The 25,905-nt window shown below is 36.4% G+C and carries 22 protein-coding genes; 13 read left to right on the top strand and 9 right to left on the bottom strand.

Annotation, left to right across the window (positions count from 1 at the left end; genetic code table 11):
- Nucleotides 1–5: 5 nt before the first annotated feature.
- The 3 genes from QWY87_RS09800 to QWY87_RS09790 form a co-directional block, all read right to left on the bottom strand.
- Complete coding sequence (locus tag QWY87_RS09800; RefSeq protein ID WP_290290695.1) at nt 6–431, bottom strand: hypothetical protein; 426 nt, start codon at nt 429–431, stop codon at nt 6–8.
- A 177-nt stretch (nt 432–608) separates the two neighbouring features.
- Complete coding sequence (locus tag QWY87_RS09795; RefSeq protein ID WP_290290694.1) at nt 609–2,582, bottom strand: tetratricopeptide repeat protein; 1,974 nt, start codon at nt 2,580–2,582, stop codon at nt 609–611.
- 459 nt (nt 2,583–3,041) lie between these two features.
- Nucleotides 3,042–3,437, bottom strand: a complete 396-nt coding sequence (locus QWY87_RS09790; RefSeq protein WP_290290692.1) for a hypothetical protein — start codon at nt 3,435–3,437, stop codon at nt 3,042–3,044.
- Nucleotides 3,438–3,696: 259 nt separating this feature from the next.
- Between QWY87_RS09790 and QWY87_RS09785 the strand changes: the two genes are divergently transcribed.
- The 3 genes from QWY87_RS09785 (at nt 3,697) to lpxD (ending at nt 7,966) form a co-directional block, all read left to right on the top strand.
- Nucleotides 3,697–5,235 (top strand): DUF1254 domain-containing protein, encoded by a 1,539-nt coding sequence (locus tag QWY87_RS09785; protein WP_290290691.1) that lies wholly within the window; start codon nt 3,697–3,699, stop codon nt 5,233–5,235.
- A gap of 464 nt (nt 5,236–5,699) precedes the next feature.
- On the top strand, nt 5,700–6,821 hold the full coding sequence (locus QWY87_RS09780) for a hypothetical protein (RefSeq protein WP_290290688.1): 1,122 nt from the start codon (nt 5,700–5,702) through the stop codon (nt 6,819–6,821).
- A gap of 155 nt (nt 6,822–6,976) precedes the next feature.
- Nucleotides 6,977–7,966: a UDP-3-O-(3-hydroxymyristoyl)glucosamine N-acyltransferase gene (gene lpxD / locus QWY87_RS09775; RefSeq protein WP_290290687.1), complete on the top strand. Its 990-nt coding sequence runs from the start codon at nt 6,977–6,979 to the stop codon at nt 7,964–7,966.
- Between the two features lie 339 nt (nt 7,967–8,305).
- Here lpxD and QWY87_RS09770 read toward each other — a convergent pair whose 3' ends face one another.
- Nucleotides 8,306–8,743 carry a hypothetical protein gene (locus tag QWY87_RS09770; protein WP_290290685.1) on the bottom strand — a complete coding sequence of 146 codons (438 nt, stop codon included), beginning with the start codon at nt 8,741–8,743 and terminating at the stop codon, nt 8,306–8,308.
- A gap of 204 nt (nt 8,744–8,947) precedes the next feature.
- Between QWY87_RS09770 and QWY87_RS09765 the strand changes: the two genes are divergently transcribed.
- From QWY87_RS09765 to QWY87_RS09730, 8 genes are all read left to right on the top strand, one after another.
- Entirely contained in the window at nt 8,948–9,388 is a 441-nt protein-coding gene (locus QWY87_RS09765) for a hypothetical protein (RefSeq protein WP_290290683.1), read from the top strand.
- A gap of 103 nt (nt 9,389–9,491) precedes the next feature.
- Nucleotides 9,492–10,295, top strand: a complete 804-nt coding sequence (locus tag QWY87_RS09760; protein WP_290290682.1) for a class I SAM-dependent methyltransferase — start codon at nt 9,492–9,494, stop codon at nt 10,293–10,295.
- A gap of 352 nt (nt 10,296–10,647) precedes the next feature.
- Nucleotides 10,648–11,100, top strand: a complete 453-nt coding sequence (locus tag QWY87_RS09755; RefSeq protein WP_290290680.1) for a DUF1569 domain-containing protein — start codon at nt 10,648–10,650, stop codon at nt 11,098–11,100.
- 185 nt (nt 11,101–11,285) lie between these two features.
- Nucleotides 11,286–11,498 (top strand): YgaP family membrane protein, encoded by a 213-nt coding sequence (locus QWY87_RS09750; protein WP_290290677.1) that lies wholly within the window; start codon nt 11,286–11,288, stop codon nt 11,496–11,498.
- A gap of 181 nt (nt 11,499–11,679) precedes the next feature.
- The gene (locus QWY87_RS09745) at nt 11,680–11,916 is read left to right on the top strand and encodes a thioredoxin family protein (RefSeq protein WP_290290675.1); all 237 of its coding nucleotides are present in this window, start codon (nt 11,680–11,682) and stop codon (nt 11,914–11,916) included.
- Nucleotides 11,917–11,927: 11 nt separating this feature from the next.
- On the top strand, nt 11,928–12,905 hold the full coding sequence (locus tag QWY87_RS09740; RefSeq protein ID WP_290290674.1) for a permease: 978 nt from the start codon (nt 11,928–11,930) through the stop codon (nt 12,903–12,905).
- Between the two features lie 492 nt (nt 12,906–13,397).
- The gene (locus QWY87_RS09735) at nt 13,398–16,148 is read left to right on the top strand and encodes a T9SS type A sorting domain-containing protein (protein ID WP_290290672.1); all 2,751 of its coding nucleotides are present in this window, start codon (nt 13,398–13,400) and stop codon (nt 16,146–16,148) included.
- Nucleotides 16,149–16,251: 103 nt separating this feature from the next.
- Nucleotides 16,252–16,860, top strand: a complete 609-nt coding sequence (locus QWY87_RS09730; protein ID WP_290290670.1) for a DUF2202 domain-containing protein — start codon at nt 16,252–16,254, stop codon at nt 16,858–16,860.
- 8 nt (nt 16,861–16,868) lie between these two features.
- Here QWY87_RS09730 and QWY87_RS09725 read toward each other — a convergent pair whose 3' ends face one another.
- The gene (locus QWY87_RS09725; protein ID WP_290290668.1) at nt 16,869–17,378 is read right to left on the bottom strand and encodes a hypothetical protein; all 510 of its coding nucleotides are present in this window, start codon (nt 17,376–17,378) and stop codon (nt 16,869–16,871) included.
- Between the two features lie 363 nt (nt 17,379–17,741).
- Nucleotides 17,742–18,113: a lipocalin-like domain-containing protein gene (locus tag QWY87_RS09720; protein WP_290290666.1), complete on the bottom strand. Its 372-nt coding sequence runs from the start codon at nt 18,111–18,113 to the stop codon at nt 17,742–17,744.
- 581 nt (nt 18,114–18,694) lie between these two features.
- Between QWY87_RS09720 and QWY87_RS09715 the strand changes: the two genes are divergently transcribed.
- Nucleotides 18,695–20,701, top strand: coding sequence for an LruC domain-containing protein (locus QWY87_RS09715; protein ID WP_290290665.1), 2,007 nt, complete (start codon nt 18,695–18,697; stop codon nt 20,699–20,701).
- A 51-nt stretch (nt 20,702–20,752) separates the two neighbouring features.
- Nucleotides 20,753–22,348 (top strand): DUF4301 family protein, encoded by a 1,596-nt coding sequence (locus QWY87_RS09710; protein ID WP_290290664.1) that lies wholly within the window; start codon nt 20,753–20,755, stop codon nt 22,346–22,348.
- Nucleotides 22,349–22,459: 111 nt separating this feature from the next.
- Here QWY87_RS09710 and QWY87_RS09705 read toward each other — a convergent pair whose 3' ends face one another.
- Genes QWY87_RS09705 through QWY87_RS09695 form a run of 3 tightly spaced genes read right to left on the bottom strand, consistent with a single transcriptional unit; the run spans nt 22,460 to nt 25,769 of the window.
- Nucleotides 22,460–23,506 carry a beta-propeller fold lactonase family protein gene (locus QWY87_RS09705; protein ID WP_290290662.1) on the bottom strand — a complete coding sequence of 349 codons (1,047 nt, stop codon included), beginning with the start codon at nt 23,504–23,506 and terminating at the stop codon, nt 22,460–22,462.
- The gene (locus tag QWY87_RS09700) at nt 23,503–25,188 is read right to left on the bottom strand and encodes a GMC oxidoreductase (protein WP_290290660.1); all 1,686 of its coding nucleotides are present in this window, start codon (nt 25,186–25,188) and stop codon (nt 23,503–23,505) included. Before QWY87_RS09700 ends, QWY87_RS09705 begins: the two co-directional genes overlap by 4 nt.
- Nucleotides 25,189–25,196: 8 nt before the next feature.
- The gene (locus QWY87_RS09695; protein WP_290290658.1) at nt 25,197–25,769 is read right to left on the bottom strand and encodes a gluconate 2-dehydrogenase subunit 3 family protein; all 573 of its coding nucleotides are present in this window, start codon (nt 25,767–25,769) and stop codon (nt 25,197–25,199) included.
- Nucleotides 25,770–25,905: the final 136 nt, after the last annotated feature.

The following is a 25,905-nucleotide window of genomic DNA, read 5'->3' as shown; positions in this document are numbered from 1 at the left end:
ATGAATTATTCAACGCTTCCTGATCCTGCGGGTCTTACTTTAATTATTGGGTCAACATGGAAAGTTGGACCAGTTCCCTTTAGTTTAAATTTTAATGTATAAGTTTCATCTTGTCCAGCTGTCCCATCCTGCACAGTTCCAACCACTATTTCAGGGTTACCTGATCCGTTAATTGGGTTTGTTTGAAACACATTGTGCCCAGGCCTTCCCTTGTGATTTATTTGGGTTATATCAACTATGTCACTGGATCCTGCTGTCATTTGTCCACCCCATGTGACCTTGTCTCCTACGTTCACTGAAGTGCTATAATCTTCATTACTTACCAATTCGAGAGGAGTAAAAAAAACAGCACTGGGATCTGCATCTATTTTAGCTTGCGTAAGAGGTAGCGAAGCTGTAGTAACATTCAGCGTTATTGTAATGTCTGCCATATTAATTGTTTAGTTTGGTTAATTAATTATTTTCTTAGTATGAATATACGTTCTTACAATTATCTCATCTAACGGACTAGGACGAATAGCCAATAATTCCATCCGAAGGGTCTGTTATTCTTTTCGAGCTAAATTTCTTTCAGACTATTACTGAAGAAGGGCTATATAAATTAGCATCTATTGCCAATAGGTCAGAATGGTGTTGAATTTAGGATTGTCCAAATAATTTACAAAATGTGCATCATTTTGAAATGATGAGATGGTATAATAGTTTCCCTGTGAAATAGACTTTAACAAATGCTGAAACATCTTATCCTCATCTGCTGTTAACGCATAGTATTGGGCGATTAAATAATCAACTTCTCCATACTGAAAATCTCCTCTTAAAGCGTCCATTTTGGCGATCATTTGTGCTCCTTTATCGGCTTTTTGATTCATGGCCAGGCATGAAGCCAGGCGAGAGATATAGGTTAAATTAGTGGCATCCTCATCGTGAAGTTTTTTGAAAAGCAATTCGGCATTTTTATAATCTTCAAGCAGGTAATAGCTTTCAGCAAGTGAATTGTTTTGCACTTTCTCAGTCTGAATTACCTTATTAAAATACTTGTTGGCCATTTCTCTGTTTTGCTGCAGCAAAAATTCATTACCGATAAAAAGATATAATTCAATAAGCTCTTCGGCCTCAGCTGTGAGTTCAACGCCAGTAATTAATTGGTCTAGTTCAGCAAGCTTATTTGATCTGATAAAGGCTGAAGCCAGTGGTTTGTTCAAATAAAACTCGTCTATTTTTTTCATCGTTTCATCAAGTAGCGTTATTGCTTCATCATATCTTTTCAATTGTATGTCTGCCAATGACATCACATAATTTCGATACTCACAAAACAAACAATTTTCTACGATCAAATTACCAGAAGGGATTTCTGTATAAATACCTTCAACCAGTTCTGGCCGGTTTAAGAACTGCAACGCGATGACCATTAGACTTTGGTTCGTTTCTAAGTCAAATTTATTATAGCTGTATTCCTTTGCAATGTAATCGTATACTTTTCTGTTCTCCCCTTTCAGCAGGGATGTATACATGTACAGTAGGTTTAATTGCCTGGAAGTAGTGTTTGAATTGGGTTTAATTTGACCTAATAAGGAGTCAGATTTATGGTAATCTTGTCGGTTGTAATAGAAAACAATTTGAAGTAATTTGGGTTCAAAATAATCTGGATCTGCTGCAATGGCTTTTTCAATTCTATCGATATAAAAATCATTATCTTTTGCATTGGCTCTTGCTGTGATGACATGCTGGTATGCATCAAACTTTGGGGGGTTAGATTCTAAAGTTAACAACGGGTTTTCATTCATCACCAGGTAACCCAAAATGAGTTGCTTTAGTTGTTCAATGCAGTCTAAGGGGCTGTCAGAATTACATTCAACCAGTTTAAACGACATTTGTTTGTTGTTGTTATTGGTTTCTATCAACGAGCCTTGAAATAAGAGTTTGTCATCCTTTTGGTAAAAATTTCCACTGATTGTTTTTCCGGGTTTGAAATACTCTTTCAGTAAATTATTGCTTCTTGACGGGTTCACGCCAGCCATCACAATTCCGGCATAGTCATCAACTGTTTTTTGTGAAATTACCTGCCCTATATTATTCTCTGAGATGCCGTGAATAATCCAGTCTGCAGTCATTTTTCCAATGATGTCATTTTCAGGATCTCCAGTATTGTTGCCAAAGATTTCTACTGCGATTTTATCAGAAACTTCCAATTCTTGTATGTCAATTGAGCCTATGAAATTATTATAGATAATCACCATTACAATTCCCATAAAAGCGACGCTCAGTACAGATAATACAGAGAAATAGGCCTTTTGAAATTTGCTTTTTTGGTATTTTCCAGGTACTTCCTGTCCTTTTTTATTAATCTTTAAGGTACGTGGTTCCTGCTTCGCCAGATCCAATCGCCAAACGAGATAAACATTAATTGGAAAACCGAGCAAGAGAATGATGAGTAATACGGTAACGGATGCTTTTGGCAGCCCTAAAGGCTCCCAGATGGTAGCGAACACCTGAATGATAACCCAACTTGTAACAACATACAATGACAGTTTTTTGAAGACCTCTTTTTGATGGCATTCTTTTAAAAACTTGTTAAACTTCATGTTGCTATGGTTTCATACCTTGACTGTCTATCTTGAAAAATCAAGAACTACTTTTCATCATCTATTTCTTAGAGAATTTTTTTAAAAGGGGGTCATAAGGTTGGTTGTTGCCTGTTAAATATAAGGAAAATGAAGACAAGTTATGCCTGATCATATAAAATAGGAGTGACAGTGTTTAAATTTTTGACTAAAATTCAGTGATTTATACTATTTACTTCTTGCCATTTTGCCACACCTCTCGGGTCACTAATCTTTAACTAGTAGGGAAGTTATGGATCACATTGGTAAAATAATGTCAGAAGCTTCCTGATGAAGTTCATGAAAGAGAATAGAAGCCAGCATTTATGCGTTAGAGTATATCAATTTCAGGTTCATTGAACTGTAAGCAAAAAAAAATCCCAGAATTTTATTCTGGGATTTATAATATAATTTAAGCCTAAAAGCTATAATTCAAAGGTCTTATTGAGCGCTTAAAATGTCAACATTAATGGTAGCACTTGATTCAGCACCTTCATTGTCTTTTACGGTAAGTTTGATACCATCTGGTCCTGCAACATCACCAGCAGTATAAGCTCCTGTAATTGTGAAATTTTCAGTACCGCTATCAATTAATCCAGTAGTCTCAGCAATAACACCTTGGTTGGCAGTTGCTGCTAAAGTATGGCTTGCATATCCGCCTTCAGCCACAACGATGAAAGAAAAGTTAATAGTTTCTCCAACAGTCACTTCATACTGATTTCCGTTAGTAGGAAAAGTTATTACTGGTGGGTTTTTGTCGTCGTCTGAACATGAAGAAGTTAAACTTGCTGTTCCAACTGCTAATACTAGCACTAATACTCTAAGTAAATTTTTCATAAATAGTTTTTTTTTAAGCGTGCAAAAGTACAATAAAAATTAGAACATGCAACAAAAGACATATAAATATTTCTTAATACATGTTAAAGGTAAGTTAAAGAGCCTGGAATGGGAGCCTGCCTATTTATTGATGCGGCTTTTAGGGGATTGTAGAAAGCGAGGCTTTAGATTTGATTTACTGTAGTTATCCCCAGGTTTTCTGAAAAAATCTTATTTTAGCATGACGAGACCACCGATACATAACTAATTCAAATTTTATATGAAAAAAGCACATTACTTTTTAACTGCAATTGTTTTTCTTTTTACAACTGTTTTTACAGCGCAGACAAAAAATACATCCGGATCTGCAACAGCAGTTCCCAAAAAAATGAAAATGACTACAGAAACTCCTGAAGGAATTTCAACGCCAAACACTTTGAATTCAAGCGCATTAGGTGAATTGAATTTTTTCGATGGGGTGCCTTTACCTGAAACGGCTGATAAGGTTTATGACTATGTCGATTTACACAATGCTGTAAATGCTTATGTAAATGGCATCCATATTGCCTCGATGGAAGGTCTTAAAAGAGGTATTGAAGCGTTTGGTCCGGCAAATAAAACAGCACTTTTGTTTGAAGAATTGATGGACTCAAAAGCTTTTTGGTTAACCCCCAATACGACATCTGTTTATATGGCTTCCTGGTTAGAAGTTGGCGATGAGCCCATGGTAGTTGAAACGCCACCAGACGTGTTGGGTTTTATTAATGACCATTGGTTTAAATATGTAATTGATTTTGGCCGTCTGGGCCCAGATAAGTCAGAAGGAGGAAAGTTTTTAATAGTTCCTTCAGATTATGAAGGAGAGATTCCTGAAGGATACCATGTAGCGAGAACCAACACGCATGGTCATTGGGTCATATGGAGAGGATTCCAGAAAGATGGAAGTCCTAAACCAGCCGTTGATGCAACCAAAGCCACGTTTAAAATATATCCTTTGTCACAAAAAGACAATCCGCCAGCGATGAATTTTGTGAATATGTCTGGGAAAGTTAACAATACCATCCACAGAATGAATGCTGATATTTTCGAGGAGATAAATGCTGTGGTACAAGCAGAACCTTCATTTGGTGAAAGCAAGGAAATCCTGGGAAGTCTCGCGGCTATTGGCATTGAAAAAGGTAAAGAATTTAAGCCAGATGAACGCATGCAAAAGATTTTGGAAGAGGCCTCTAAAATCGGAGCGGCTATCGTACGGACACAAATGGCGAAGCCTAGAAGTGACTATATGTACTTATACGAAAATAGCCAATGGATAAACCCCTTGGCCTATAGAAGTTATTTATTTGAATACGAAGGTGCCAGGCTAATTGATGCCAGAGGTGCTTTCCATTTTTATGCTACAGGTATTACCCCGGCCATGTCGCTCAAATTAATTGGAAAAGGATCACAGTATGCTGTTGCCTATTCTGATAAAGATGGAAATACGTTTGACGGTAATAAAACCTATAAGGTTAACGTTCCTGCCAATGCACCCATGAAAGATTTCTGGTCATTTACGATTTATGACAACCAAACAAGATCTATGCTTCAAACTGACAACCCACTACCAGGTATAGATAGTAATAAAAAAGGCTTGGAGGTAAATAAAGATGGTTCATATGACATTTATATAGGCCCTAAAGCACCTAAGGGAATGGAAAATAATTGGATACAGACCGTTCCAGGTAAAGGTTGGAATACCATTTTTAGACTTTATGGCCCTTTAGAATCATGGTTTGATAAAACCTGGAGACCAAGTGATTTTGAGCTTGTAGACTAAAGAAATACATCAAAAAGAGAGCCGAAAGGCTCTCTTTTTATTGCTTATTGAGAGACATGCTTATTTCACTCTTTGATATACCTCAAATTTTGGATCTTCACCCCCATAAACTAATGAGCTTAATCTTTTTCATCAACAAGTATAAGATTGAAATATCCGAAACCATCATTAAGATAGAAAAGAGTGTTGCTAACTGGCGTAATGCCGATCTCTGTAGGGCTTTCATTTCCTTCATTGATAATTAACGTGATTTCTTTGTCTTCTCGTTTAATTGAATGCAAATATTTGTCATTTTTATAATCGCCAACATAGTATTGATAATCTGACACTTGTTAAGCGCTAAAATAGCAGAGGGGCTGTAGATATCGGAAAGGATTTTTATTTAATTTTAATTTCAATTAGGGTTTTAGAGTAATAAAAGCACTGTTCTAAATAGAGACGTAAAAATTTAAAACTCTTTTATTATGAAAACAATATTTAAAACCCTGACACTATTGATGCTGTTTATGTTCTTTAACGCAAGCGCATCTTCTTTAACAAATCCAATTAATAATAATGACAAACAAGTTAATGCGAATGAACTTGTGACGAAAACAGAAAGGGCGGTAGCATTTATCGTAAAATCTGGTCAGTCTACAAAAGATGCAAACCTTAAACGCAACAATAAGGCATCGGCACCATTCTGGTCGTCGGTAAAAAAGCTGAATACAGCTGTTGAGAAATTGAACAATTATATGTTCCTAAAAGATGATGCCTTTCACAAGGCTCTTGGAGAGACGGTTACCGCAAAGGAAGAGGTGATTACTACCTATGAATTGTTGGGCGCAGAAGATGCAGGAGTCAAAGATGGACTCGATAAGGCATCAAAAGCGATTGATCTGTTGTATGAAAACTACAGTAAAGAAGGGCTAAGAATGAAAGAAGGCGAAGTACTTAGTACTAAGGAAAAGGAAAAGCTGGAAGAGGTGAAAGCCCAGAACAAAGCCTTGCAAGGTAAATTGACTGAAATGGAAGCCAAGGTTGGAGACAATAAAAAAATGATCAAGAAGCTGAAAAAGATTCGTGAAAAATCAAATCAGGTTACGCATTGTCACAATAACTCAGCTGGATTTTTCTTTGCCATGTCAGCCATGAATATGATCAATGGATGGATGTGGGGAGCACATTACTGGTGGGGTCCTTATGGAGGATGGTACCCAGGTTTTTATTACGGGTATATTGACATATATGTTCATGCTTATGATGATTATGCTTATGACTGGGGTTATTTAGATGGAGCCATTGATAGCTACGATTATGACCTGGAAGTTGATTTAGATGATATGGATATCGACACAATGGATGACTATATGAATGATGTTGAATATGAGGCTGAGCCATATAATTCACAGCCAGATGTGAATGACTATCAAGACCATTCGAATGATAGTTTTGAAGCAGTTGATCAAATGGATTATATGCAAGAACAGGAAATGCCTGCAATGCAACCACAAGTGGAATATGAAATGATGGATGATTATCCTGCAATGGATAGCATGGATAGTATGGATTCGTTTGATGGATCAATGGATATGATGGATTATTAAAACGATTGAGAATTGAAATGAAAAGGTCAAATTATAATTGCCTCAGTGCTTTTATAATTTGACCTTTTTTGGTACAAAAATTTCGATAATTTTTAAACTACTTATGATAAAAAGCTATATTCGTAGTGATATACAAAGCAGTTAATCCATCCATTATGAAATCATATAGCATAGCAGAAATCAATTCAGTAGTAAAGGGAGAACTAGTAGGTGAAACATCAGCAAAAATCAATGCTCCTGAGCAATTAGAAAAAGCACAGGAAGGAGAAATTACCGTTATTGGAAATCGAAAATATGCCAAGCTTTGGGAGAATTCAAATGCAAGTGCTGCCGTTATTGATGAAAAAATAGCTTTAGAGCCAGGAGACAATCGGGTTTTAATTAGAGTGCCTAATGCTGATTTGGCGATGGCTCAGATTTTAGAATTATTCGATCCGGGATTACCGGCATTTGAAGAAGAAATACATCCTACCGCTGTAGTGCATGAGACGGCAAGCCTTGGAAAAGGCTGCAAAATAGGAGCGAATTGTTATGTTGGGAAAAATGTTGTTCTGGGTGAGGGTACGGTTCTGTATCCGAATGTAACCATCATGGATGATACAACTATTGGGAATGGATGCATCATATGGTCAGGAACTGTAATTCGTGAACGTACTGAAATAGGCCATTTTTGTATTTTTCATACCAATGTGAGTATTGGTGCAGATGGTTTTGGTTTTAGACCAAGCCCGGATGGCAGGGGATTGGTTAAAATCCCTCAAATAGGAAATGTAGTGATTGGTAATGCGGTTGAAATTGGCGCGAATTCTTGCGTAGACCGCGGTAAATTTAGCTCTACTATTGTGGGAGACGGTTGTAAAATAGACAACCTGGTTCAAATTGCACATAACTCTATTATGGGCCGCTCATGTATCATGGCAGGTCATAGTGGATTAGCAGGATCCGTTACTTTAGGTGACGGAGTTGTTATTGGTGGTAGCGCCTCGATTAAAGACCACCTTACTTTAGGTTCTGGCGTTACGGTTGGAGCAGGGTCTGGTGTAGCGGCTGATGTAGCGCCTGGGAAAACAGTTTTGGGTTATCCAGCTACTGATTCAAGAGAGATGTTGAAACAATGGCTTGCGTTGAGGAAATTAGCGAGGTAGAGTTTTTTATAATCCTTCTTCCCGATAAATATCATTGATCAGACGAGCTCCCCTCTTGAGAGGGGCTGGGGGTGTGTTTTGTCTTGCTTCAAATGAAGCAGTCTTTTAGATATATTCTTTGTTCATTTTTTTTACTCATCCCTCTTTTATTTCCATTAGGGATTCGTGATGTGCTTCGCAGTTGCTTCTCCAAAAAAAACGAAAAATCAAAAAGGCCGCTCACTGTATAAACCACAATCATGAATTGGACCGAAGCTTTTAATCTACACTGACGTAAAAGATTCTTCCCGATGACAATTCTGTTATGTAGAATACTTCAAAATTCAAAAAAAGACTTTATTATTCTTTTGGGTAGTCTGTTTCAGCGATTCTATTCTTAACACTTAGCAATAATTGGTCATAGATTTTAACGTGCATAGCAAACTCTTCAGGGCTGAGTATTTTTTCCAGTTCCTTATCTTGATTCACAATCATTTCATCCATTTTTTGAATAATGTCTTCTTTGCTGTTGCCCATGTCTTTGTCATCCAGCCTTTGGATTTTTCCCATATAAGACAATAAAATAGTATTGTATTGCGCTTCTTTTTCTTCAGAAAGGTTCATCTGAGAAAATTCTTCTTGAATCCAGTTTTGAAGGTTATTTCTTTCTTCTACAGTAAATATTTGCACCTTATTCTCTTGATATTCCTTTTGTTTTTCAGTTAGTTCTTGTGCCGTAAGGCTTGAACAGGAAATAAGAAAAATGCAAATAAATTGGAAAAAGCTTTTGGTATTCATAAGATGGTTTATTTTTTTATTCGGATAATTTCTCAAATATAGAATTTCTCAGCAGATAATCAAATTAGCAGAATTGTTAGGCTGTTTTAAATATTTGTTTCATATTGCAACCCCCGAGTAAGTATTTATTTATATGTTTTTCGTGTAATATCGCTCTAGGTTAAGGTGTATTGTGCTTAAGATCAAACCCTAATTTAAATTCTTATGCGGAAAAGTTTACTTAAGTCTTCAAATTTATTTTTCATTTTCTTTATCGTCATTTCTATTCAAAGCTGTAAAGTTTATGACACTGGTTATACTTCAGAAGCGGATGCTGTGGCATCTGCCAGAAAAGTAAAGGTGATCGCCCTTGATGGAAAAACATACAAATTTAAAAAGTTAATTATTGAGGAAGGGCAATTGATAGGCATTGCTAAGCCTCAATCAAAAGAAGCAAACACACTCCCCTCAGAAAAATTTGTAGATTCTGAAGGACATAACTTAGAAAAAGTATCTATAAAAAGAGAGACGGTTAAAGAGATCAATCTGTATGATAAAAAGAAATCAACCAGCAGAACAATATGGTTAGTTGCTGGTTTAACATTGGGAATAGTTTTAATAGCAGCCGCCACCGTTACAACCGTAGCTGTTGTGTCTGGTGTATAACATTCTTTTAATTAAATCTTCAAAATGCACCCCTGCCTTCTAGTTTAAAAGAAAAGTATTCTTATTTGAAAGCGATTAGCATTAATAAAACAGTATTGGATATATGATAGAGTTAAGTGAGGTTTCCAAAACGAGCATTTTAACTTTAATCTGCAGAGCTGTTGGGGCCGAAAAAAAAGGCTATTCATTCAATGATCAGAAGACACTAGAAATATATGACCTGCTTTGTGCTTCTTCAACCAAGCCAGAAAGGCACTGGATTGGAAGTATAAAAAAGAAATTTAAAGGCCTTTCAAGAAAGTCAGTAAAAATTATTTGTAACAGGGTTGAGACTTTTGATAAAATCACGAATGATTTTATCGAGCGCAATCCTTCAGGCACCATTATCAATTTGGGCTGTGGTTTTGACACACGTTTTTGGAGGATTCGCAGCGAGAAATACAGATACATTGAACTTGATCTTCCTGAAGTCATGAGTTTAAAAGCGGGATTGTTAGGTGAGCAAATAAATTATGAATGTCTGGGTATTTCGGTTTTGGATACCTCATGGATTGATGAGGTCACTAAAAAAGGAAATGAAGATTTCTTAATACTGGCAGAAGGCTTATTTATGTATCTGCAGAAAGAAGAGGTGGTCAAACTTATTCAGGTCATTGCAGACAGGTTCAGCAACACAGAATTGGTGTTTGACAGCGTTCATGAAAAATATACCCAAGGGGTCTGGAAATGGTTTACAAACTGGAATTGGCGGATGGTATTTGATATGGATTTTAATTATACTTATGGGGTCAAAAACCCTTTGGAAATTGAAGGATATGCAAAAGGTATAAAAGTTACTTCTTCAAATAAATACCATGGACATTTAATCTCGTTAGGTATAAATAATAACCTGCGTCAACCTCAATAAGGTCATTGGAGTAACTTACTAGTTAAGCATATTACCGTACAAAAAATGACGGTTTAAGTAGGGGATTAAATTGGTTTTCTTGTATTAAATTGAGATAAGTTAAGAGAATAAGTGTTTTTGACCCAAGCAATAGCATTCAAGACGCTATTAGGGTCGAGAATAATCTAATTACATTTCTACGCTATTATCATTTCTTTTAGTAAATTAGTTGCTGGTCAATGCGAAAATCCATGATCTTTTTTTGAGAATTGGGGGCTAATATGACCAGGTAAATGACCAGAGCCAAAATGATTTCTTTGTATTGGAACTTTTATGTTTAGGCCTTTTGGATAATCAGATAATACCTGAAATCATGAAAAATATTTTGAATAAATCTGATTATTTAGAAATTTCAGGCAGAATACAAAAGCTCTCTGATACAAATACGCGGCTTTGGGGTAAAATGGATACACATCAAATGCTCATACATTGTGCGACACAGCTAAAACTTGCTTTGGGTGAAATTCCTTTTGAGCAACAAGGCCCTTCCTTCATGAGATCAAAGTTGGGGAAGTGGCTTCTATTCTCAAACATACCATGGCCTAAAGGTGCTGAAACTCCAGCTGAAATGAATACCGAGTTGGCATCTTTTTCGCAAACAGATTTGGAAAATGGAAAAAGAGAGCTATTATCTTACTTGGAAAGGGTGAGCCTAGAATCGGAATTAAAGAGTCATCCTTTTTTTGGTGACCTTAGCAGGAAGGAGTGGGGTAGGTTAATTTATAAGCATTTTGATCATCATTTAAAACAATTTGGTAGCCGCTAATAAGCTATTAAAACAAAAAATATAGCCCTTTCTGAAATCATAATTATTTGAATCGGATGGAGAGGTCGAATTAGATTCAGTCAGAATAAAAATATAAGTGAGTAGTGATTTCGGTCACATTAAAGTCATAAAAGACACCTCGCCTTAGAAGTCTAAGTATTGTTAAACCATTAAATTATAAAAAGATGAAAAAAAACATGGGATCGGCAGATAGAATTATTAGAATAATAGTGGCTGTAATAGTTGGAATTCTTTATTATACAGGAACTGTTTCAGGCACTTTAGGTATTGTGCTTTTGGTCTTAGCGGGTGTATTTGTTTTGACGAGCTTTATAAGCTTTTGCCCCCTTTATGCACCATTTGGATTGTCTACTTGTTCAGTAAAAGAAAAGAAGTAACAAAGTATACAACAAGTTGTATTAGTAATAGCGATTTAAGCACAAGCTTAAGTCGCTTTTTCTTTTATGATATGCTGTAAGCTATCATTTTCATTTGTATAAAAAATCAACTAAACATGACATATATCAAAGATATCCAGCCAAACTAGTTGCAAATTTGTAATGAACAAACAAAAATAGCATGTCGAAAGTAATTAAGATATTAGGAACAGGATGTCAAAAATGTAAATCGATGACAGGCATTGTTGAAGAAGTAGTAAAAGAAAATAATATCGATGCAACCATTGAAAAGGTGGAAGACATTATTGAGATTATGAAATTTGACGTCATGACAACGCCCGCTTTGGTTATAGATGATGTAGTTACCTTAAAAGGAAGAATACCTTCAAAAGAAGAATTGTTGACTTTGTTACAATAAAATAATTGATAGTGTTTGATTGGCTGGAAAATATCGCAGATTGGCTGGTGTATGATGTCTTGCATTTAGACCAAGGTCAACACTTAACAGAAGCCTTGCGCTTTTTTATTTATGATACCTTTAAAATCTTGATCCTACTTTTTGTGGTGATCTTTTTTATGGGCATTGTGAATAGTTATTTCCCGATAGACAAGGTAAAAAACTATTTATCACGTAAAAAACTGTACGGTCTGGAATACCTGATGGCAAGTCTTTTTGGTGTCGTTACTCCTTTTTGCTCCTGCTCTTCAGTGCCACTGTTTATTGGTTTTGTAAAAGGAGGTATCCCACTAGGCGTAACCTTTGCATTTTTGATTACTTCGCCATTAGTTAATGAAGTAGCCATAGGTTTATTCATAGGCTTATTTGGTATTAAAGTCACCGTTATTTATGTGATCAGTGGTATTTTATTAGGCAGCATTTCTGGTGCAATTCTCCAAAAACTAAAATTAGAACCCTATTTGACCCCTTGGGTACAAGATGTCTTAGCAACTGCCCAAAGAGATCAGGATAAATTTCAAGAAGAGCAGCAAAATTTTAAACAACGACTACCCATTATTTGGGCCGAAGCCATTAAAATTATCAAAGGGATTGTTCCTTATGTTGTTGTAGGTATCGCCATTGGGGCCTTGATGCACGGTTATATTCCAGAAGGCTTTTTTGAACAGTATATGAGCAAAGACAACCTTTTTGCTGTTCCCATCGCCACCATTCTGGCCATACCCATGTATTCTAACGCATCAGGTATATTGCCGGTAGTGCAGGTTTTAGTAGCAAAAGGTGTCGCATTGGGCACTGCGATTTCTTTTATGATGGGTGTTGTGGCGCTTTCTCTTCCAGAGGCGATGTTATTAAAAAAAGTAATGACATTCAAACTGATTGCCATCTTTTTTGCCGTTGTCACCATCTGTATTATTATTTCAGGGTATGTTTTTAATCTTATTTTGTAGGCTAAGCCATTAATAATTCTAATAAGTATTCGATACAATTGGTGTTGTTGCTTCTCCAAAAATGATTTATTGATATTTTTCTTTGTCCTTTTACTCATCTATCTTTTATTTTTTATTAAGGAATTCGTGAATTCGCTATCGCTTCATTTGTCTTGAAACAAAAGAACGAAAAATTCAAGGCTGATTTTTATTTTTCTGTGCATCTAGCTGAAAATTTTACTCCACCATAGCCCTAGCCGTTTCACTCGAGGGCTATTGCTCCTGCCTTGCTAAAATTACCAGGATGCAAGACGAAAAATTAAAAAGGCCGGTTAGGGTTCATTTCATGACTTTGGTTTAATAGGGCATCAAAATTTGATCTGCCTGCCGGTAGGTAGACTTTACTTGTTCGACTTATCATTCAGAGGACATACCCTTACCGGGGTATTTTTCAACTTAATGTTTAAAATCAATTTGATTCTTTAGAAAAAATGAAGATATTGCTCTTTGCTTATGGTAAAAAATTACACGCGATTTCTCATTGTTTTTCTGCTAATTTTTTCAACTTCTCTTTATGCACAGCAGGAAGCGTTTTGGACAAAAACAGATGCTGCAACAACTTCCTCGGAATTAAGAAAAACGGCACATCTTAAGAAATACGAAGCTTATGATTTAAAGCTAGAAGCTTTGTCTACAGCTCTGAATACTGCCCCTGATAGAGCGATATTTAAAGGAAACTCCTCATTTAAAATAAATTTTCCAGATAAAAATGGCAAGTTGGAAAGTTATTTTATAAAAGAAGCAGCCGTCATGCATCCTGACTTGGCCAAGCAATTTCCAAATAATAGATCGTTTATAGGTGTTAGCGTCAAGGATCCATCAAAAAGGATTCGTTTTAGCTTGAATGAAATTGGATTATATGCCATAATAATGGATAATAATGGCGCTACCCAATACATTGAACCGCTTAGTAAAAACTATAGAAAGTATAGAGTTTATGACAGGAGTGAATTGGACAACGCCTCGTCTTTTCAATGCTTGACGGAGAATATAGAAAGTTCTTATAAAAAAGTCCAGACCGCTAAAGTTGTTGATGACCAGGTATTGAGAACCTATAAGTTGGCACTGGCCGGTACGGGAGAGTATTCAACTTATCACATTATTGAACAAGGGCTTGAAAATGCCTCGGATGCAAAAAAAAAGGCAGGAGTAATGGCAGCCATGACAACTGCTATTACCCAGGTAAACGCGCTGTTTGAAAATGACCTAGCTATTAGTTTGATGTTGGTAGATAATAATGATGAGCTGATTTATCTTGATCCGGATACAGATCCTTATTCCAATTTCACTGATACCCTTAGTATTTTATATAATCAGAATCAAATCAATATTGATAATGTCATCAAACCGGATAATTATGATATAGGGCACGTTTTTACTACAGGATTTGGAGGGGCTGTGGCCTTTCCAGGGATTGTTTGCAGAGCCGGCTTGAAAGCAAAAGCGACAACGGGTTCTGAAAATCCGGGTGGCGACATTTTTTATTTCGATATGGTTGCCCACGAATTTGGACACCAATTTGGGGCCAACCATACATTTAACGGAGATGCAGATCTCTGTGGGGAAGACAATCAAAGAATTGAGGAAACTGCGGTTGAGCCAGGTAGTGGATCCACCATTATGGCTTATGCCGGACTCTGCGCGCCTCAAAATGTCCAATTGAACAGTGATCCGTACTTTCATATTATTAGTATACAAGAGATTAGAGCGTATGTGACGAATGGCGCTGGAAATCCCTGCGCCATTCCAACGGAATTGGTTTTAAATAAGTTCATCCCAGAGGTCGATGCCGGAGACGACATGACGATTCCAATAGGAACTCCCTTTAAATTGAATGGTACGGGCAGTGATGCTGATGGTGACCAGCTAAGTTTTACCTGGGAGCAAACAGACAACGAGCTCACAGCAGTACCTCCAATTTCTAATGCCAAAAGAGGAGCGCTTTATCGATCAGTGCTTCCGAACCCTAAGCCGGAGCGTTATATGCCGAGTTTAAATACCTTGAAGAATGGTGTGATTTCTTCGAGATGGGAAGTAACTCCGGAGGTGAGCAGAGAGATCAATTTTGCTTTGACTGCGAGGGATAATCATATAGAAGCGGGTCAAGTAGCTTCTGATGCAATGCTGGTGAAAGTAACAGATGCAGCAGGTCCTTTTAAAGTTAGTTCTCAAAATATTGAGGGGCTGGCCTGGACTGCAAATACCAAGGAAATCATTAGCTGGGATGTTGCCGGAACAACAGGAAACGGTGTCAATGTTCCTACTGTAAATATATTATTATCCACAGATGGAGGAAATACATTTCCAACCGTTCTGGAAGCAAACGTCGCCAATGACGGGAGTCAAATTATTACTGTGCCAGATGTACAAGTTGCTCAGTGTTTTGTAATGATTGAGGCCATTGGAAACATTTTCTTTTCAATGAATATGGCTCCTTTTTCAATTGGTGAGTACAATGAAATATGTAAGGTGTATACTGCAGAAGACACCCCTTTAGCCATTCCGGATGGCGATGTAAATGGTGTTAGTTCAAATATTTTGATTTCTGAGGATGTTAGTGTTGAGAGTATTAAAGTAAGGCTTATTAATGAGCAAGGTTCATCTTTAATTAGCCCTGGTATAACACATTCTTTTTTGAAAGACTTGTCGGTAAGCCTCGAGAGTCCGCAAGGAACTGTTGTCGAATTGGTCAATAGAATATGTGATGAAAGTGACGATATAGAAGCCGTTTTTTCTGATGATGGGGAAGGTCTAAGCTGTAATTTTTCTAGTCCGGGAATTTCAGGCACTTTAAAACCTGCACAGGAGTTATCTGCGTTTAATGGCGAAGACGCTCAAGGAAAATGGATTCTAAAGGTAATTGACCATGAAACGGTTGATACGGGTTTTTTGGAAAGTTGGGGGCTTGAAATTTGCAGTTCTAAATCAGTACTTGACGTCAATAATTATGTGTTTGATGATTTCAAACTATTTCCAAACCCAACAGAGGGCATTTTTACAGTAAAATTCAGATCAGAAAACCTGGGAGATGTTGACATAACGGTTTATGACATTTTAGGCAGGATGGTTTCAGACCATACCTATAAAAGCCAGCAAAATAGTTTTGAAGAACAGATGGATTTGTCTCAGGTATCCAAAGGAATGTATATTTTGAGGGTTAAAAGAGGAAACAAGATTTCTTCTCAAAAGATTCATATCAATTGATATGACTAGTTTAAATCAGGCCCAATGCAACCCAGGTCACCAAAATTGAATGATTCAGGTATAGTTTTTGCGTTTTATAAACGCATAAATACCCCTGCTCATCATGAAGAAACGAGTCCTTTTTATTTTAGCAATAGCAGCCCTTTTTAGCGGAGCATGTTCAGACGACACTATTGAAGAAGGTCAATTTTTAGCATTGACCCAACAAGAGAAGAATGATCTGTTATTTTTTAGAGAAGAAGAGAAACTGGCCAGAGACGTTTACCTATTTTCATTCGATATATATAAGGACAAAATTTTTAGTAGCATTGCTTCGAGTGAGCAGCAGCACATGGATCAGGTACTGGTCTTGTTGAATAACTATGGATTAACTGATCCAGCCAGTTCAGAAAGAGGTGTCTTTGAAAACCAGGTTCTTCAGGAGCTGTATAACGAGCTTACGGCTAAGTCTGCCTTATCTTTGCTTCATGCCCTGAGTGTTGGCGCCGTAATTGAAGATTTGGATATTAATGATATTTCACTCTTTGAAAAAAAAACGGAAAAAACAGACATCCTGGAAGTATATGACCTTCTGAAATGCGGATCAGAAAATCACTTGAGAAGTTATACCGATAGGTTGATTAACCTGGGAGAAGACTACGTCCCGACATATATTTCTTTAGAAGAATTTACTTCGATTATAAGCAGCGACAGAGAACGCTGTGGTCAATAATTTTTTGTTTATCTATTCAAGAATAAATCGAGCCAATCTGTTTTATTTTCACCTTGATCAGTACATCTTTCCAAATCCTCAAGTTGTAATGTTGCCTTGGTAAAATAAACTGCTTCTTCTTGCCATTCAGTGATTGTAATAAGCACTTTTAAGGTGTTACCCTCCCTTGTTAGGGTCATTTGTTCATAGTCACTCAAGACAGCGTCACCTTCAATAGTTAATTCGTAAGATGAATTTTCAACGATTTTTAAATTTCCCGGGGAAAAAATATTGGAATTGTATTCATAACAATTCAATTCTAAATCATACCTCCATTGCTCGATCAATTGTTCCAAATTATCATTTAATCGGATGTATACTTTTACATCATCATTTGAAAGAAGCCACTCGGTACCATCATTTTTTTTAAGGAAATCTTCAATATTGATAGTTTGAATGTCTTCACCTGTATCGGTGCAAGAAAAAATTACAGTAAAAACGAGTAGCATGATATACTTATAGGTTGATATGCTTTTCATGAAACACCTATTTAAAGTATCAGCGCCCACCTTGTCAGAGATTTTCGGATAGAAATTCTGGATAAAACAAGGTTCAAAACAAACCCTGATATGTTTGAATATAAATATGGTAATTATACTAATTCACTGCAATGACTCGCATCAGAGTCTGGAGTGATTTTAATCATTATGGAAGGAATGTTTTCAGATATTCTGAATGCCATCAAGCATAGATTAGAAGGCTTTGTTAACTCGATTATGCTATCGAGGTTTGTTGTTAAGGCTTCAAAATCACCAAATTAAAAAAACCCATTAAAATGAATTAATGGGGTTTATATTTCTTGTGAAATCTCATCCTTTTAAAGGATCATCAAATTCATTTCTTTATACTTTTGTTAAAACAAACGAGTCACCTTCACTATCTGTAATGGTTAGTCTGTCACCAGAGACTGAATATGTTGAAATTTCAGTATCTCCGTCCATAGTCATGGTTAATTGGTCTCCATCTACACTATAGGTAAAATCAAAGGTTTGATCGATAAATGGTTCTCCGCCAAATGTTGCAACTGTAGCCATAGTACCTGTGTCATTTGCATTGAATTTGGCAACTATAGAAACTTCCATTCCATCTTCTGCTTCTGTTACTTCCCAAGTTCCAAGAAGTTTGTTGTCAATTCCAGCATCATCATCGCTAGTACATGAAGCAACAGCGAATACAAGGGTGAACATCAGTAATAATTTTTTAATATTTTTCATAATAGTATTTTATTTTGTCTCTACTCATATGGCTTTTCAAGAACCGCCTGTTTAGTTATAGTTTCTTCTCTATTGTTATTGTTTGGCCTTTCACTAAACGGCATATTTCGTATATTATTGCTATTGAGGGAGTTCTGGAGACTTGAAGGGACTTGTTTAATTGGCTTCGTACTTATATCTTAATCAGATGAGCTCTCCTCTTGAGAGGCCCCGAGTGTGTTTTAATATCTTTTTTCAAAAATCAAAAATCAAAAATCTCAAATCTCCAATCTGCAATCCCTTCTTGTGGTTAGGTGGGGCCAGTCAATTTTTCACTCCGCAATTCAGCCTGCCTACCGGCGAGGTAGGCATTCAATATTCAAAACCAAGGCTTAAAAAAACATGAATATCACCCGTTTTAGCCCATAAATTGTCCTTAAAAGGGAATTGATTCCAAAATATGGAATATTTCTAAATCTCCAAATTTTTAAAGAGCTAATATACAGGTTGTTATAATTATTTTTTTAATGGTATGGTTTTGGTCTTAGGCTTGGTACAATAATATAAGATCAATAAAGATTTCAATTTTAAAATATTAGTAAATGAAAAGTATCAAGCCAGTTTTAGTAACAATTAGTAGTATTTTTTTTCTCAGTAGTTCGTGCTCGCCTGATGCAGACTTGATTGTCAAGGAAGTTGCAGTTGTTGAGACGACTGACTCCGGGATTCAAAATTTGAATATACCAGATGGATTTGATTTCAGCACCAAACAAGAAATTACGGTTACAATTAATGATAATGTGAGTTATGCTAAATATGAAATTTATGCTTATTCAGATGAGAAATATTTGGCAGGCACCGAGACCTTTGAAAATCAGGAAGGTGAAATAGTAACTGAGGCTGTTTATAAAAATGATGTATTGGATAATTTGGTATTCACAGGAGTTCCTCAAAATGGGAAATTGACTCAGAAGATTACCATACCGAGTTATTATGACAAACTCTATATTCGTAGAAATGATAATTTAAAATACGATTCCTCTATTGAAAATATCGTTGGTCAAAAAGTAAGTTATACCCATAAACAAGATTTTGCTAAATCATCCAATACCAAAGTAGATGATTTTTTATACTGCGTAAATGGTGCAGCAGAATTGTTTCAAGTTGATCCATTAAATGGAGACCTGACTTATCTATCTGACATGCCTATGGGTAGTTGGACAGCAGCCATTGATCAAGAAAACAAAACCTTGTATTCAATAGGGAGAAGTAGTCCTTTTCCTTTGATGAAATATTCCATTACAAGCAATACCTGGGAAACCGTTGCTAACATTGGTAAAGGAGGGCCAAGATTGGATTATAATTACCGAGATGGCTTACTTTATTTTTCAACCGGAGATAAGTTGTTTACTTATAATCCCAGTAATGGAGCAAACATAAGTACCTGGACCATCAATGGATTACATAATAAGAGTGGAGGTGATTTAGCTTTTGCTGATGATGGCACCCTTTATATGTGTACTTTTTCTGGGTTATATAGATTAGAATTAGATGCCAACAATGAATATCAAAGTACCCGAATAAGTGCGGATAATTTGCCATTTCAACCAACTTCTATGACCTTTGATTCAAATCAAGAATTATGGCTTGCTAATAATGCCAGTAGCTCTGATTTGATTATTATGGACACACAAACAGGTGGATGGCAATATAATTTTGGTGTTAGCGCAAATAACAACTCTGATTTGGGTAGAACCATAAATGATTTGACGACCTTCAGGGTTTTTACAGAATTATTGGTAGATCCAGATACAGATGGAGATGGAATTCTTGACAGAGATGACAGTTATCCTGAAGAGGCAGATAAAGCTTTCGAAATGTTTACACCGAGTAAATATGGTTGGGGAACAGTTGCTTTTGAAGATTTATGGCCATCTAATGGTGATTATGACCTGAATGATCTGGCCGTAAATTACAGGGCTGTCGCAGTGTTAAATGCTCAAAACTTAGCGGTTCAATTAGATTTTTTGATCAACGTAACCTCGATTAGGGCAGCTTTTACAAATGGATTTGGTATTGAATTGGAAAGTATATCACCATCACAGATCCAAAGTGTATCAGGGAATATTTTGAAACATAATTACATCTCTCAAAGCGCTAATGGAACAGAAGCAGGACAACAAAACGCAGTAATCATCATCTTCGATGATCCATATGAAATGAGGAACAATGAAACGAGAATATCCATTAAATTCACAACGCCTTTAACCACTAGTGAATTAGGATCGGCACCATTTAATCCATTTTTGATTATTGATAAAACAAGGGCAAGAGAAGTACATTTGGCGAATATGGCGACTACTTCATTAGGTACTAAAAATTATCAAATAAATGGGGTTAACCGCGATGAAGACGGAAATTATCTAAACGATAATGGGTTGCCATGGGCTATTAACATTGTACACGACTTCAAAGTCCCGAAAGAAAAAATATCAGTTATCCAAGCGTATAATCATTTTGATAAATGGGCCATCTCTGGAGGAAGCCAATACAAAGATTGGTATAAAGACAATCCAGGTTATCGGAATACGGGTAATATTGAAAATTAAAATACGTTTATAATCCTGAGAATAATATAAAGATTACCTATTTTAAGAGTTATGGAAATACGAAAAAAATCATCAAACCATTCTGATAATATGTTTTCTGAAAAAGATGTAAGCCAGATTTCGGCCAAGGGCTTAACTGAATCACTAGTAATGGAGCAAATTAACCGTTTTAAGCATGGCTATCCATCGTTAAAAATCATCAAAGCTGCAACCGTTAACTACGGAATTACAGCTTTAAATGACAATGAGTTGTCTGAGCTGGTTGATTATTACGAGGAAGATTCGAAATTTTTAAAAAAGGTAAAGTTTGTGCCAGCTTCGGGCGCTGCCTCACGTATGTTTAAGTATTTGTTCGAGGTTTTAGAATCCGTTGACAGAAGCGAAAAAGAGTATCTCAAAATAATGGAAAATCAAAGTTTTGGATCTTTTGATTATATCTATCAAAACAGGAAGAAATTTGCATTTTTTAACGAATTGGAGGGGCTTTTGAATTCAAAACATTCTAGTGATGATGAAGTTTCAAATCGTAAAGATATTTTAAACTTTTTGAAAAATTTACTAACTGTTGATGGCCTTAATTATGCAAACTTGCCAAAGGGACTTTTGAAATTTCATAAGCAAGATAACGGATCACGCACTTCTGTTGAAGAGCATTTGGTTGAAGGAGCTCGCTATGCAAAAAGCGGAAAAGAAGTGAATTTGCATTTTACAGTATCTGAAAACCATTTAGACTTATTTAGAACCCATTTGGAAGAAGTTGTTGGTTGGTATGAGAAAAAATTCAACACAATATATAATATCAATTTAAGTATTCAAAAATCAAGCACCGATACGATTGCCGTAGATTTAGATAATAATCCATTTAGAGATAATGCCGGAAATTTGGTTTTCAGACCAGGTGGTCATGGCGCTTTGTTGCAGAATTTGAATGATACTTTTGCGGATTTAATTTTTGTAAAAAATATTGACAATGTAGTTCAGGATAGAGCAAAAAAAGACACTATTTTATACAAAAAAGCCCTGGCTGGTTTGTTGATAAAACTTAGGAAAGAAACTTTTGATTGGATAATAAAACTAAATGAGCACAATGCATCAAAATATATTAGTGAGGCGATATTTTTTGTTTCTCACAGTTTAAATATAAAATTACCCGGTGGTTTTGAAGCGCGATCCGAAATTCAGAAAATTAGTTTTTTGCTTGAAAAATTAAATCGACCGATTCGTATATGTGGAATGGTTAAGAATGAAGGTGAGCCTGGTGGAGGTCCTTTTTGGGTTGAAAATAATGATAATTCAGTGTCGTTACAAATTGTAGAAAGTTCGCAAATTGATGAAGACAAAAAGGATTTGATGAAAAATGCCACGCATTTCAATTCTGTAGATCTAGTGTGCTCGATTAGTGATTATGAGGGTAAACAGTTCGATTTAAATAAATATACTGATCGGGATACTGGTTTTATTAGCGAAAAATCGCTGCAGGGAAGCGCTTTAAAAGCGCTGGAATTACCTGGTTTGTGGAATGGAGCTATGGCCAATTGGAATACTGTATTTGTTGAAGTTCCGGTTTCAACATTTGCTCCCGTAAAAAAAATAGGTGATTTATTAAAAGAGGAGCATCTTTGTGACAAAGATTTACTGCCAGGATAAGATAACAATCTGTTGATAGGGCAATGTCATTTCGCTTATGCAGATACTAACAAAGCAATTCCATGATTTATGAGCAACGGGTAAGCGCTTATTAGATCAAACTACGATTTACTATTCGACAAATGTCAATCCATCTGGAACCCTACCTGTTCCAATAGTGCTGACAATTGTAAATGTTTTCATATCAATTACTTCAATTCTATCCGCATTAGAATTTGCAACAAAGGCATACAATCCATTGGGATGTATTAAAAGACCAACCGGGCGGGGAGTATGGTAAAGCGCTCTTTCTAAAAGGCTTGTTTTACCCGGTATCTTAATGGTTTTAATTTGTTTTTTGGACTGTTGATCATAAACAGAAATGGTTCCATCGCTGGCATTCGTAGCCAAGCAGTGCTTGCCATCAACAGAAAATTTAAGTCTTAATGACTCTTTTCCACTCGGAATAGTATTTGTAATTTCATTGGTATCTGTATTGATAACAGAAATCGTATTTTCTTTATTATTCGTCACCCAAATTTCAAGGCCATCAGGTGTAATATCGATACCTTCTGCTCCTAAACCACAAGGAATAATTTTAATGACCTGATTTAGATTAAGATCAATAACACTAACTGAATTTGAATTAATATTTGTAACATAAGCCAATGGTCTATTTGGATGCAGTACCAGTAAATGACTGACTATTTGTTGGGTTGGTATCTTTTTTTCAACGAGCCCAGTTTCTATGTTAACTACTACTAAATCATTACCAACATCAGTGACCACTCCAACTTTATTCGATTCAGGAAATGAAATGATTCCATGCGGTCTTAAACTTTCTTCAAGCGCAATAGTTTTTTCGATTTTATTCGTTTTCGTATTGATCACTGATATACTTTTACCGATAACATTCGGGGCTCCGTAATTAGTAACGATAACTTTATCTTGGCCAGTCAAAGTTGTTGCCTCATGTGGTTCAATATCCATAGGAAATTCTATGATTGTATTCCCATTGAAAAGATCAAAAACAGTAATGCTCTTGCTGAGCTTATTGACAATGTATAATTTCCCATTGGTTTGAATGTCATAAGATGGGGTTCTTACAATAAAAAGGACTATTCCGCCAAGGATGGAAAATAATCCAAAAAGAGCGACTAAAATTTTAATAATTTTCATAATTGATTTGATTGAAATTGTTTAATTGCAAACTGACATGCTCTAGCCGTAATGGCCATATAGGTTAAAGAAGGGTTTTGACAACCTGAAGAAGTCATGCAACTCCCATCGGTTATAAAAACATTTTTAACATCATGCATTTGATTGTGTTTATTTAGAACAGAAGTTTTGGGATCATGTCCCATTCTTGCGGTTCCCATTTCGTGCACTGCAGAGCCCGGAGCAGGGCTGGTTCTGTAACTCCCCACATTTTTAAAGCCGGCTTTGATTAATACTTCCTCACTTGCTTTAGTCATATGTTCCATCATGGCCATTTCATTGGGGCCGTATGTAAAATCAACCTTAACCAATGGTAGCCCCCATTGATCTTTATTTTCAGTGTCTAGTGTAATCTTGTTCTCGTAGTTAGGCAATGTTTCGCCTCGACCACCCAAAGAAATTTTCCAATTTCCGGGAGCTGCCAATTGTTCTTTTAATGAAGTTCCAAAGCCAGAAGTTGATACTGTCTGCCAATTTTCTCTTTCTCCTTTTCCCTGAATACCATAACCTCTGATGAAATCTTTATTTTGAGCTTTCTCCTTTAAATTCTGAAATCTTGGTATATAAATAGTTCCGGGAGATTTACCTTCATAATATTTGTCTTGTAAGCCATCATAAGTTCCGTAGGAGCCTTCATTGACCACATGGTCCATAAGATTGTGCCCAACTTGTAAGCTGGAATTGCCTAGCCCATTGGGAAAAGATGGCGAGACAGAATTCAAAAGGATAGAAGTTGTTGCTATTGCCGATGCATTTAAGAAAATGATGGCAGCATAATAGTTTGTTTCTTCCTTCGTGATGGCATCAATGATCACAACGCCTATGGCTTTTTTCTGATCTTCATCGTAAATGACTTCTTTTACAATGGAATTTGCCCTAAGCGTTAGATTCCCCGTCTCTTGAGCATCCAGCAAGGTGGATGAATTACTGCTAAAGTAACCGCCAAACGGGCATCCTCTGCTACATAGATTACGGTACTGACAAGGCCCTCTGCCTTTTTTAGCTTTGGTTAAATTTGCCACTCTACCATTGATAATAACACGATCTGAATACTCTTTGCTTACCTTTTCTTGTAAATGCAATTCAATCGCATTCATAGGTATGGCTGGTAAGAAAACGCCATCAGGTAAATGCGGCAGGGATTCAGCTCTTCCGCTGATACCGACATAATCTTCAACATAATCATACCATTCCGCTAAATCGTCATATCTAATGGGCCAGTCAACCCCGTGCCCGTCTTTTTTATTTGCTTCAAAATCTAGATCAGAAAAGCGATAACACTGACGACCCCAGGTCAATGAACGACCACCAACCTGATAACCTCTGATCCATTTATAAGGATTGATTTGAACATAGGGATGCTCACTGTCTTTGACGAAAAAGTGTTTATTTGTGTCATCACAATGACTGCTTTGGATGGGTCTTTCAGCTGTATCTTTATTACTTAAATGAGATCTGTTTTTAAACTCCCAGGGATGTTTCAAGGCTGTGGTATAATCGATAATGTGTTCTACATTTCGACCTCTTTCTAATACCATTGTTTTTAATCCGCCCTCGGTGAGTTCTTTTGCGGCCCAGCCTCCGCTAATACCTGAGCCAACAACGATGGCATCAAATGTATTTTTTGCTGTTTGATTTGTCATAGCTTAGATTATTTTGTGGCCCATGATTTTTGATTTGTCTGTAGTGAAGTAATGGCCTTATACCTGCCGGGTATAGGTAAGTATTCCAAGTGTTTTGTAGCACCCATAAAAGAAGTGCAATATCCCTCAATGGTTAAGGTTTTAAGGAGGTTAAAAAAAGAACGTCCCAGCAACTTATTGTTAATTTTCATGAGTAAGCCTTTGGAATACCAACTATTGTCTAAATTTTCTAATAGCTCGTTTTTTTGAGATGCTGAACAGTCTTCAAAATTACAGCCATAAGCGTTTTCACAGCGCTCATGAAGGTCGTTTAAGCCGTTTAAAAAATTAGTATATTCTTTGCTTGAAGAACAGTCTTCCATATAGTTGATGATGTAATCTTGTACTCCAGCCATTTTCGCGCCAGGAGTTGATGTGGCGGGAATGATCACATCAACTAATTCAGCCAGGAAGTTGGCATGGGCTGCTAACTTCCCCCTGCTTTCCGTTGAATTTTCTTTGAAATGAGATACGCCAATAACTGAAGCATAACTTACTCCTGCCAGGCCTAAAATCCCTCCAATTGCTTTTCTTCTGTTCATCTATAGTTTTTTGAGGATTAATCCCCTTGTATTTTGTAAGAAAAATTTATTTTCAATAGTAGTATGACCATAGTTGTGCCAAAAAAATAATCTAGGTAAAAGCCTGTATATCAACGAATTATTTTTAATCATTATA

The sequence above is a fragment of the Lutimonas halocynthiae genome, from assembly GCF_030409835.1.
Lineage (GTDB): Bacteria > Bacteroidota > Bacteroidia > Flavobacteriales > Flavobacteriaceae > Lutimonas > Lutimonas halocynthiae.
Note: the sequence above shows the minus strand (reverse complement) of the source record. Positions and strands in the feature narration are given on the sequence as shown.

Bases quoted from the DNA above. Each gene is read 5' to 3' on its own strand.
- QWY87_RS09800 (WP_290290695.1), bottom strand. From the start codon at position 431: ATGGCAGACATTACAATAACGCTGAATGTTACTACAGCTTCGCTACCT.
- QWY87_RS09795 (WP_290290694.1), bottom strand. From the start codon at position 2,582: ATGAAGTTTAACAAGTTTTTAAAAGAATGCCATCAAAAAGAGGTCTTC.
- QWY87_RS09790 (WP_290290692.1), bottom strand. From the start codon at position 3,437: ATGAAAAATTTACTTAGAGTATTAGTGCTAGTATTAGCAGTTGGAACA.
- QWY87_RS09785 (WP_290290691.1), top strand. From the start codon at position 3,697: ATGAAAAAAGCACATTACTTTTTAACTGCAATTGTTTTTCTTTTTACA.
- QWY87_RS09780 (WP_290290688.1), top strand. From the start codon at position 5,700: ATGAAAACAATATTTAAAACCCTGACACTATTGATGCTGTTTATGTTC.
- lpxD (WP_290290687.1), top strand. From the start codon at position 6,977: ATGAAATCATATAGCATAGCAGAAATCAATTCAGTAGTAAAGGGAGAA.
- QWY87_RS09770 (WP_290290685.1), bottom strand. From the start codon at position 8,743: ATGAATACCAAAAGCTTTTTCCAATTTATTTGCATTTTTCTTATTTCC.
- QWY87_RS09765 (WP_290290683.1), top strand. From the start codon at position 8,948: ATGCGGAAAAGTTTACTTAAGTCTTCAAATTTATTTTTCATTTTCTTT.
- QWY87_RS09760 (WP_290290682.1), top strand. From the start codon at position 9,492: ATGATAGAGTTAAGTGAGGTTTCCAAAACGAGCATTTTAACTTTAATC.
- QWY87_RS09755 (WP_290290680.1), top strand. From the start codon at position 10,648: ATGAAAAATATTTTGAATAAATCTGATTATTTAGAAATTTCAGGCAGA.
- QWY87_RS09750 (WP_290290677.1), top strand. From the start codon at position 11,286: ATGAAAAAAAACATGGGATCGGCAGATAGAATTATTAGAATAATAGTG.
- QWY87_RS09745 (WP_290290675.1), top strand. From the start codon at position 11,680: ATGTCGAAAGTAATTAAGATATTAGGAACAGGATGTCAAAAATGTAAA.
- QWY87_RS09735 (WP_290290672.1), top strand. From the start codon at position 13,398: ATGGTAAAAAATTACACGCGATTTCTCATTGTTTTTCTGCTAATTTTT.
- QWY87_RS09730 (WP_290290670.1), top strand. From the start codon at position 16,252: ATGAAGAAACGAGTCCTTTTTATTTTAGCAATAGCAGCCCTTTTTAGC.
- QWY87_RS09725 (WP_290290668.1), bottom strand. From the start codon at position 17,378: ATGAAAAGCATATCAACCTATAAGTATATCATGCTACTCGTTTTTACT.
- QWY87_RS09720 (WP_290290666.1), bottom strand. From the start codon at position 18,113: ATGAAAAATATTAAAAAATTATTACTGATGTTCACCCTTGTATTCGCT.
- QWY87_RS09715 (WP_290290665.1), top strand. From the start codon at position 18,695: ATGAAAAGTATCAAGCCAGTTTTAGTAACAATTAGTAGTATTTTTTTT.
- QWY87_RS09710 (WP_290290664.1), top strand. From the start codon at position 20,753: ATGGAAATACGAAAAAAATCATCAAACCATTCTGATAATATGTTTTCT.
- QWY87_RS09705 (WP_290290662.1), bottom strand. From the start codon at position 23,506: ATGAAAATTATTAAAATTTTAGTCGCTCTTTTTGGATTATTTTCCATC.
- QWY87_RS09700 (WP_290290660.1), bottom strand. From the start codon at position 25,188: ATGACAAATCAAACAGCAAAAAATACATTTGATGCCATCGTTGTTGGC.
- QWY87_RS09695 (WP_290290658.1), bottom strand. From the start codon at position 25,769: ATGAACAGAAGAAAAGCAATTGGAGGGATTTTAGGCCTGGCAGGAGTA.